The sequence below is a fragment of the Egibacteraceae bacterium genome (assembly GCA_040905805.1).
Classification (GTDB): Bacteria; Actinomycetota; Nitriliruptoria; order Euzebyales; family Egibacteraceae; genus DATLGH01.
Map to the genome: position 1 here is coordinate 1 of JBBDQS010000032.1, position 9,167 is coordinate 9,167.

10 protein-coding genes are annotated in these 9,167 nt (G+C 70.8%); 8 read left to right on the forward strand and 2 right to left on the reverse strand.

What is annotated here, in order from left to right:
- Positions 1–418 precede the first annotated feature (418 nt).
- Complete coding sequence (locus WD250_04420; GenBank protein ID MEX2619444.1) at positions 419–631, reverse strand: dodecin family protein; 213 nt, start codon at positions 629–631, stop codon at positions 419–421.
- Between the two features lie 332 nt (positions 632–963).
- Here WD250_04420 and WD250_04425 point away from each other — a divergent pair, with 332 nt between their 5' ends.
- Positions 964–2,115, forward strand: coding sequence for a Na/Pi symporter (locus WD250_04425; protein MEX2619445.1), 1,152 nt, complete (start codon positions 964–966; stop codon positions 2,113–2,115).
- Between the two features lie 20 nt (positions 2,116–2,135).
- Positions 2,136–2,810 carry a PhoU domain-containing protein gene (locus WD250_04430; protein ID MEX2619446.1) on the forward strand — a complete coding sequence of 225 codons (675 nt, stop codon included), beginning with the start codon at positions 2,136–2,138 and terminating at the stop codon, positions 2,808–2,810.
- Here the strand turns inward: WD250_04430 and WD250_04435 are convergent.
- On the reverse strand, positions 2,768–3,331 hold the full coding sequence (locus WD250_04435) for an ACT domain-containing protein (protein ID MEX2619447.1): 564 nt from the start codon (positions 3,329–3,331) through the stop codon (positions 2,768–2,770). The two genes, WD250_04430 and WD250_04435, sit on opposite strands and share 43 nt — an antisense overlap.
- A 319-nt stretch (positions 3,332–3,650) precedes the next feature.
- On the opposite strand from WD250_04435, the gene WD250_04440 reads away from it, so the two are divergent.
- Genes WD250_04440 through WD250_04465 form a run of 6 tightly spaced genes read left to right on the forward strand, consistent with a single transcriptional unit; the run spans position 3,651 to position 9,114 of the window.
- Positions 3,651–5,252 (forward strand): 2-isopropylmalate synthase, encoded by a 1,602-nt coding sequence (locus WD250_04440; GenBank protein MEX2619448.1) that lies wholly within the window; start codon positions 3,651–3,653, stop codon positions 5,250–5,252.
- Entirely contained in the window at positions 5,249–5,470 is a 222-nt protein-coding gene (locus tag WD250_04445) for a hypothetical protein (GenBank protein ID MEX2619449.1), read from the forward strand. Before WD250_04440 ends, WD250_04445 begins: the two co-directional genes overlap by 4 nt.
- A 14-nt stretch (positions 5,471–5,484) precedes the next feature.
- Positions 5,485–6,879 (forward strand): 3-isopropylmalate dehydratase large subunit, encoded by a 1,395-nt coding sequence (gene leuC, locus WD250_04450; protein MEX2619450.1) that lies wholly within the window; start codon positions 5,485–5,487, stop codon positions 6,877–6,879.
- The gene (leuD, locus tag WD250_04455; protein ID MEX2619451.1) at positions 6,876–7,466 is read left to right on the forward strand and encodes a 3-isopropylmalate dehydratase small subunit; all 591 of its coding nucleotides are present in this window, start codon (positions 6,876–6,878) and stop codon (positions 7,464–7,466) included. Before leuC ends, leuD begins: the two co-directional genes overlap by 4 nt.
- 49 nt (positions 7,467–7,515) lie before the next feature.
- On the forward strand, positions 7,516–8,271 hold the full coding sequence (locus WD250_04460) for an ABC transporter ATP-binding protein (protein ID MEX2619452.1): 756 nt from the start codon (positions 7,516–7,518) through the stop codon (positions 8,269–8,271).
- Positions 8,272–8,298: 27 nt separating this feature from the next.
- A complete protein-coding gene (locus tag WD250_04465; protein MEX2619453.1) occupies positions 8,299–9,114 on the forward strand; it encodes an ABC transporter permease in 816 nt (271 codons plus the stop codon).
- Positions 9,115–9,167: the final 53 nt, after the last annotated feature.

The following is a 9,167-nucleotide window of genomic DNA, read 5'->3' on the forward strand; positions in this document are numbered from 1 at the left end:
TTCGAGCAGACGAAAGGCAAGCACCCTCAACCGGAAACGCGCAGGTCAACCCGCCCGAACAGCCTCGAAGGCAACCCGGCCGCCAGCGGCCCTCAGGTCATAGCCAGGAAGGTCGGGCTAGAGCTGAGCTGGAGCCTGGAAGTTCACCTGCAGGACGAGGTAGCCGCGGTTGGCCAGCCACTGCACTGCGCAGCACATGGTGGTTGTCGTGCGCCCAGACCACCACGCCGATGCCGCGGTCGCGGTCAGCGCCCGCGCACCCGACAGGTCAGCGTCCCCACCCAGACGTTGGGCACACCGTCGTGGGGGGGGCGATCCGGGCCATGCGCTGCCCGTCGGGTGAGATCGCGGGATGCCCTCGTTCGGGGCCGCGGAACAGCGCCGACATCCCGCGGACCCGTGCGGGCCGGGGCGTTGCTCAGGCGCCCTCGTACTTGAAGGACACCTTGACCTTCGCTCGGTACGCCGTCACCTGTCCGTTCTCCAGCACGAGGTCCATCTCGGTCACCTCCGCGACGCGGAGGTCCCGGAGCGACTGGCCCGCCCGATTCACGGCCGCGGCTGCGGCCTTCTCCCAGGACTGGTCGCTGGTGCCGACGAGCTCGATGATCTTGTAGACGCTCTCTGCCACGGGATCTCCTTCAACGGTCGATGGTCGCTCGATCCTAGTGGGAGGAGTTGGCCGCCGCCGGGCACCCGACGACGCCGCCGTCGCGCGTGCCGTCTCGGATTCGTAGATCTTCGAGTCCACCCCCCGGGTTACCGGCCGGTAGATTGGGTCTCAACGACATATCTGTCCCTCCGACCCCATCTACCGCCGGGTAACCTGCGCGAAAAACACCAGCCACCTCGTCCGTCCCGCGGCTCCTACCGTGGGTCCGCCGCGACGAAACCCGTGCGCGGCCCGTGGCGCGGTTTATCCTCCCCGCCTGTGACCTCCGTCTCCGTGTCGCCCCCGTCGCCATGAGCTCCCCCGCTGGAGCGGCGGCTCGAGCCCCCCGCGACCTGTCCACCGATGAGCGGATCATCCGGCTGCTGCTCTTGCTGGTCCTGCTGTACCTCTTCCTGGTCGCGGTGGACCTGCTCGGCGCAGGCATCGCCGGTCTGGGCGAGGAGTTCACCGACCGGCTGTTCCGTGGTGTCGGCAACCCGCTGTCCGCGCTGTGCGTGGGCGTCCTCGCCACGGTGCTGGCGCAGTCCTCGTCGGTGACCACGGCCACGATCGTCGGCCTGGTCGGCGCGGGGGTCCTGGGCGTCGGGGACGCCGTGCCGATGATCATGGGTGCCAACATCGGCACCACCGTGACCAACACCCTGGCGTCGGTGGGCAGCATCCGCCGGCCGGAGGAGTTCCGCCGCGCGTTCGCCGGGGCGACGATGCACGACTTCTTCAACCTCGCCAGCGTCGCGATCCTCCTGCCGATCGAGCTGGCCACCGGGATCATGGGGCGCTTGGCCGTGGTCCTGTCCGATGTGGTCGGCGATGCGGCCGGTGGCGAGTTCAACAGCCCGGTGCGGGGGGCCGTGGCCGCGGGCGCCGGCCTGGTCGAGTCCGCGGTGGCGGCGGTGCCGGGACCGATGCGACTCGGTGCGCTGCTGCTGCTCGCGGCGGGACTCGGGCTGATCTTCGCCACCCTGGTGGCCATCACCAAGAACATGCGCGTGGTCGTCGCCGGACCCGCCGAGCGCTCGCTCAACGCGGTGCTGGGGCGCAGCGGCGTGCTCGGGATCCTGGTGGGCACGATCCTGACGGTGTCGGTCCAGTCGTCGAGCATCTCGACATCGCTGCTCATCCCGATGATCGCCGCGGGGGTGCTGCGACTGGAGAATGCCTACCCCGTGACGCTGGGCGCGAACGTGGGCACCACGATCACGGCCCTGCTCGCCGCCCTGGCGATCCCCCAGATCGCCGGCTTGCAGATCGCGCTCGTGCATCTGCTGTTCAACGTCGCCGGGATCCTGATCTTCTACCCGGTCCCGTACCTGCGCCGGCTGCCGCTGCGGGCGGCGCGAGCCGTCGCCGACCACGCGGTCACGCGTCGGACCATGGTATTCGTGTACATCATCCTGGTGTTCGTCGTCGCCCCGCTCTCGGTCATCGTGATCACGCGCTGACCCCGCAGGAAGGAACCCGCATGTTCAAGTGGTTGCGCACCGGCGGTGACGGTCTGGCGGAGGTCGAGGAGACCTTCGCCGGGATGCTCGCCGACGACCGGCACGTCTTCGACCTGGCGATGAGCGCCCGGGTGGGTGGCGCCGACCCCACGACGCTGGCCGACGCGCTCAACCGCACCGAGGAGCGCACCGACGAGGCGGAGCGACGGATCCGGCGGCTGGTGCTCGTCCATGCGAGTGTGCACGGCGCCAGCGACATCCCGGCCTGCCTGATGTACATGAGCATCGCCAAGGACGCCGAACGCATCGCCGACCTCGCGAAGAACATCTTCGGCATCGCCGACACGGTCGGCACCCCGCCGGGGGGAGCGCTGCGGGAGGACCTGGCCCGGCTGTGGGACACCATCTCGCCGATGATCACCGAAGCCGGATCCATCCTCGCCGAGGACGACCGGCGGGTCGCCCAGACGTTCGTCGAGGTCGCCCGTGACCTGCAGGAGCACGCCCGCCAGCAGATCGACGCGTTGCTGCGCAGCCCGGACGAGGTGCCGCAGGCCGCCGCGACGGTGCTGACCTACCGCCACCTCGGGCGGATCGTGGCCAACCTGCTCAACATCGTGTCGGCCGTGATCATGCCGCTGGACCGGCTCGACTACCCGGGGGAGAGCTCCGCGGCCGACGCCACCGACGAGTAGCCGCATCCAGCGGCCGCGAGGACCGCGCGCCCGATCGTGGTCGCCCGCTGGCGCTCGGTGGGTGTGAACGGGTAGTCCCGGCGCAGCACCAGGACCCGTTCGGCCAGCGGTACCAGCAGGGTCCGGCGATCCGGCCTCGGGGCGTCGTCAGGCGCGCACAGCGACGCCGAACCGGCACGCAGCAGCCCGCCGACCAGGGTCGGGAAGGCATGGTCGGTGTCCATCGAGCCGTCCAGCAGGGCCGTGAGGCCGATCGCCAGACGCGTCACCGCGTCACCGGGGTCCCCACGCGACGGACCGGTGTGGATCAGCTCGACGTCCTCGGCCCGGGTGAGCCGGTCGACGAGGCCCGCCACGCGCGCCCGGTCGATCGCCACCACCAGGTCGTCCAGGGCTCGGCCATCCTGGTGCTCGAGCACCTCGATCGATTGGATGTCACCGCCGCACTCGCTGACCGTGCCGGCGAGGGCAGCCAGGGCACCGGGACGGTCGGGCAGGGCACACCGCAGCACGATCTCCATGCCCGTAGGGTAGTGGCCCCGTGTTACGCGGGCGTGACGCGGGGCCGGGGGAGTGTCCCACGGGACGGGAGGAGGCGATTGACGCGGATCGTGAAAGCGCGTACAACCAAGAGCAGTATGCAGACCGCACCGACGACCGCTGGCACCGGGCGCCCCTCGCGCGGCGCGGTCGTCGGCGTGCGTCTGCTGCCGGCCCTCGCTCTGGGCCTGCTCATCCTCCTCCTTTGACGCCGCGGGCGGCCACGCACAGCACTCGAGCCCCCCGCGGAGACCCCCACGCCAGGGTGCACCGTCGAGAGGGCCCGAGAGGACACGAGGCATGAGCAGCACCGGCACACCCACCCCCAACATCCGCATCTTCGACACGACCCTGCGGGATGGCGAGCAGGCGCCGGGCATCTCCTTGGACACCAAGGAGAAGCTGGAGATCGCCGAGCAGCTCGCGCGCCTGCACGTCGACGTCGTCGAGGCGGGGTTCCCGATCACCTCGCCCGGGGACTACGAGTCGGTCAAGGCCATCGCCGACACAGTGGGGACCGAGCCCGGCGCCCCGGTCATCGCTGCCTTGGCCCGGTGCCACGTCGACGACATCAACCGGGCCGCCGAGGGCCTCAAGGGCGCGGCGCGCTCGCGCATCCACGTCTTCCTGTCCACCTCGGAGATCCACCGGCGTGCCATGCTGCACGCCAGCGAGGACCAGATCGTCGAGCGGGCCCGCGAAGCGGTCAAGCAGGCGCTGAGCTACACCGACGACGTGGAGTTCAGCCCGCAGGACGCCACCCGCACGGACTACGACTTCCTCATGCGGGTGGTCGACGCCGCGGTGGAGGCCGGTGCCACGACCGTGAACATCCCCGACACCGTGGGCTACGCCGTGCCGCACGACTTCGGCCGGCTGATCGCCGACGTGGTCGGCCGCGTCGGCCCGGAGGTCTTCGTGAGCGTGCACTGCCACAACGATCTGGGGCTGGCGGTCGCCAACTCGATCGAGGCGGTGCGCAGCGGCGCCCGCCAGGTCGAGGTCGCCGTCAACGGACTCGGGGAGCGGGCCGGCAACTGCTCGATGGAGGAGATCGTGATGGCGCTCGCGACACGGTTCGATCTGCTCGGGCAGCCCACCGGCGTCACGACACGGGAGATCGCCCGCACCTCGCGGCTGGTCGCCACGCTGACCGGCTATCCGGTGCAGTTCAACAAGGCGGTCGTCGGCCGCAACGCCTTCGCCCACGAGTCGGGCATCCACCAGCACGGGGTGCTCCAGGACCGGCTGACGTACGAGATCATGAAAGCCGAGGACGTCGGCGTGGTCGGCGCCCAGATCGTGCTGGGCAAGCACTCCGGCAAGCATGCGTTCACCCGCCAGCTGGAGGACATGGGCTACACGCTCGGCGAGGTGGAGACCGCCCGGGCGTTCGCGCGTTTCAAGGAGCTGGCCGACCGCAAGGTGGAGATCAGCGATGCGGACCTCGAGGCGATCCTCGCCGACGAGGTCTACGGCACCGAGGACGAGGCGTTCGAGCTGGTGTCGCTGCAGGTCTCCGGGGGGACGGCCAACGCCCCGACCGCCACCGTGCGCATCCGCGACGTGGCCGAGGACCGTCTGATCGACGAGTCGGCCATGGGCGACGGCATGGTCGATGCCGCCTGCGGGGCGATCCGGCGTGCCGCCGGGTCGCATGCCTCCCTCGGCCAGCAGCTCGGCGAGGCGACGCTGGTCACGTTCAACGTCGCGGCCGTCACCCAGGGTGTCGACGCCTTGGGTGATGTGACCTGCCAGGTCGACGTCCACGGGCAGCGCTACACGGGACGCGGCGTGTCGACCGACGTGGTGGAGGCCAGCGCCCGGGCCTTCCTCGACGCCCTGAACCGATCTGTCCGGCTGCACCACCGCGTGCGCCCCCATGCGACGGAGACCCCATGACGAACAACGCGGACAAGCGCGGCACCACGGTGCGCCTGACGGTGGCGCCGGACCAGACGCCCGAGGAGGAGGCCGCCCTGGTGGCCCGCGTGGCGGCCGCTGTGGCCGAGTCCACCGGCGAGGACCACGTCACCTTCGAGCTGACCGCCAGCGACCAGGTGCGCGTGGAGGGCAACGTCGCCGACCGCATCTCCCGCGGCGCCAGGTGGGAGGCGTGATCGGTGGGCGTGGCATGAGCCGAACCCTGGTGGAGAAGATCTGGGACCGCCACGTGGCGGTCCCCGGTGAGGCCGGTGGCCCCGACCTGCTCTACATCGACCTGCACCTGGTCCACGAGGTCACGAGCCCGCAGGCGTTCGAGGGACTCCGTCTGGCGGGCAGGCCGGTGCGCCGCCCGGACCTCACCGTGGCGACGATGGACCACAACGTGCCGACCACCGACCGCTCGCTGCCGGTGGCCGACGAGCTGTCCGCCAAGCAGATGGACACCCTCGAGGCCAACTGCGACGAGTTCGGCGTACGGGTCTTCACCCGTCGCTCGAACCAGCAGGGCATCGTGCACATGATCGGCCCCGAGCTGGGTCTCACCCAGCCGGGCATGACGATCGTGTGCGGCGACAGCCACACGGCCACCCACGGCGCGTTCGGGGCGTTGGCGTTCGGGATCGGCACCAGCGAGGTCGAGCACGTCCTGGCGACGCAGACCCTTCCGCAGGCGCGCCCGAAGTCGATGGTGGTGGAGATCGACGGGGCGTTGCCGTTCGGCGTCACCGCGAAGGACCTGATCCTGTCCGTGATCGCCGAGATCGGTGTCAGCGGCGGGGTCGGCCACGTCATCGAGTACCGGGGGTCGGCCGTCGACGCCCTGTCGATGGAAGGCCGGATGACGGTCTGCAACATGTCCATCGAGGCCGGTGCACGTGCCGGGCTGATCGCCCCCGACGAGACGACGTTCGCGTACCTGAAGGGGCGCCGGCACGCCCCCGCGGACGCCGACTGGGATGTCGCCCTGCACGAGTGGCGGATGCTCTCCACCGACGACGACGCGGTCTATGACCGGACGGTGCGGCTCGACGCCTCCGCCTTCGAGCCGACGGTGACGTGGGGGACCACCCCGGCGATGAGCGCACCGGTGACCGGCCGTGTGCCGGTGCCCGAGGCGACCGCCGACCCCGAGCAGGCGCGCCGGGCCCTGGACTACATGGGGCTGGCGGGTGGCGAAGCCATCACCGACATAGCGATCGACCGGGTCTTCCTGGGGTCCTGCACGAACGCGCGTATCGAGGACCTGCGGGCCGCGGCGCGGGTCGTCGACGGCGAGCAGGTCGCCGGGACCGTGCGGGCAATGGTCGTGCCCGGCTCCTACCCCGTGAAGCTGCAGGCCGAGTCCGAGGGCCTCGACGAGGTCTTCCGCGCCGCCGGCTTCGAGTGGCGCGAGCCCGGCTGCTCCATGTGCCTCGGCATGAACCCCGACATCCTGGAGCCGGGTGAGCGGTGCGCGTCCACGTCCAACCGCAACTTCGAGGGGCGGCAGGGCAAGGGCGGGCGCACCCACCTGGTGTCCCCCGAGATGGCCGCTGCCGCGGCGGTGCGCGGGCACTTCGTGGACGTCAGGCACCTGGCATGAACCCGGTCACGGTGATCACCGGACGGATGGTGCCGCTGTGGCGGGCCGACGTCGACACCGACCAGATCATGCCGAAGCAGTTCCTGAAGCGCATCGAGCGCACCGGCTTCGGCGACTTCGTCTTCCACGACTGGCGGGCCGACCCCGACTTCGTGCTCAACGACGAGCGCTACGCGGGGGCGAACGTGCTCGTCACCGGCCCCAACTTCGGGTCCGGGTCGTCGCGGGAGCACGCACCCTGGGGGCTGCAGCAGTACGGCTTCGACGCGGTCATCGCACCGAGCTTCGCCGACATCTTCCGCAACAACTGCGCGAAGATCGGGTTGCTGACAGTGGAGCTGCCCCCCGAGCAGTGCCGCGAGCTCGTCGCGCTGGCCGGGGCCGACCCGCGGGCCCCGATCCGCATCGACCTGCCCGAGCAGCAGGTCGTCTCCGGGAGCCTGCACGCCACCTTCGAGATCGACCGCCACACCAAGTACCTCCTGGTCGAGGGTCTGGACGACATCGCCCGGACGCTCACCCACGACGAGGAGATCGCGGCGTTCGAGGCGCGCCGCCCCTCCTGGCTGCCGACTGCCCGGGCCTAGCGCTGTCCGTGGGAACACGCCGGGCCTGTCCGGGTGAGGGCGGGGCGTGATGTCCGAGCCCATCACCACCGAGGGGCTGACCAAGTCGTTCGGCAACGGGCTGCGCGCGGTGGATGGGCTGGACCTGTGGGTGCGGACCGGGGAGATCTTCGGCCTGCTCGGTCCGAACGGTGCAGGCAAGACCACCACGATCGGCATGCTCACCACCCGGGTGGTCCCCACCGCGGGGCGCGCGCACATCGACGGGATCGACGTGCGGGCCAGCCCCGCCGCCGTGAAGCAGCGTATCGGCGTGGTTGCCCAGACCAACACGCTCGACCGCAGCATCAACGTGTGGGAGAACCTGTACTACCACGGCCGCTACTTCGGGCTGCCCCGGCGAGCGGCGGCCGGCCGCGCCGACGAGCTGCTCGCCCGCTTCCAGCTCGTCGACAAGCGCCACCAGCGCACCGACGTCCTCTCGGGCGGCATGGCCCAGCGGCTCATGGTCGCGCGTGCCCTCCTGCACCGGCCAGCGGTGCTGTTCCTCGATGAGCCGACCACCGGCCTCGACCCGCAGAGCCGGATCGCGCTGTGGGACCTGCTGCGGACCTTCCACGCCGAGGGGCAGACGATCCTGCTCACCACCCACGACATGGCCGAGGCCGACGAGCTGTGCGACCGTGTGGCCATCATGGACCACGGCCGGGTGCTGACGCTCGGCAGCCCCGCGGAGCTCAAGCGGTCGGCGGCCACCAGCGGGGCCGCGCACCCGAGCCTGGAGTCGGTCTTCATCACCCTGACCGGCCGCGAGCTGCGGGAGTAGACCGCCACGATGGGATCCGAGCCACCCGTGACCGATGCGCGTGAACGCAGCGTGCGGGCGGCGGCCTTCGGGGCGTTCGGCGGCATGCTCCTGCGCGACCTGCGGGTGCTCACCAAGGAGCGAGGCCGCTTCCTGGTGCGCACCATCAGCCAGCCGCTGCTGCTGGTGTTCGTGTTCACGTACGTGTTCCCGACCATCGGGCAGGGCGTGCGGGGCAGCGCGGGCCAGTCGTTCACCGACATCCTGGTCCCTGGCGTCGTCGCGATCGCCGTCCTCATCAAGGGCATACAGGCGGTCGCCCTGCCGCTCGTCCAGGACTTCGGCTACACCCGTGAGATCGAGGATCGGGTGATGGCCCCGCTGCCCGTCTGGGGGGTCGCGGTCGAGAAGATCGTCGCCGGCGCGGTGCAGGGCCTGCTCGCTGCCCTCATCGTGTTCCCGATCGTGCGCTTCGTGCCGGCCGAGCCGGTCAGCCTCGACATCAGCTGGCCGGTGCTCGTGGCCGTCCTCCTGCTCGCCCCCGTGCTGGCGTCCTCCGTCGGGCTGATGCTCGGCACGTTCGTGGAGCCCGACCAGGTGCCGCTCATGTTCAGCGTCGTGATCCTCCCGGTCACCTTCCTCGGGGCGACGTACTTCCCGTGGGCCGACCTCGGTCCGATCCCGTGGTTGCAGGTCGCGGTGCTGGCCAACCCGCTGGTCTACATGGCCGAGGGCTTTCGCATGGCGTTGACCCCGCAGTTCCCGCACATGGCCGCGGGCGCGGTCTTCGCCGGCCTGCTCGCGTGCACCCTGCTGGCCGGCTACGCCGGCATCAAGGGCTTCGAGCGCCGGGTCCTCACCTGATCTGGTGCATCGCCGGAGCTTGCGGAGGCGATGCTCTGCTGTGCCGGGTGTGG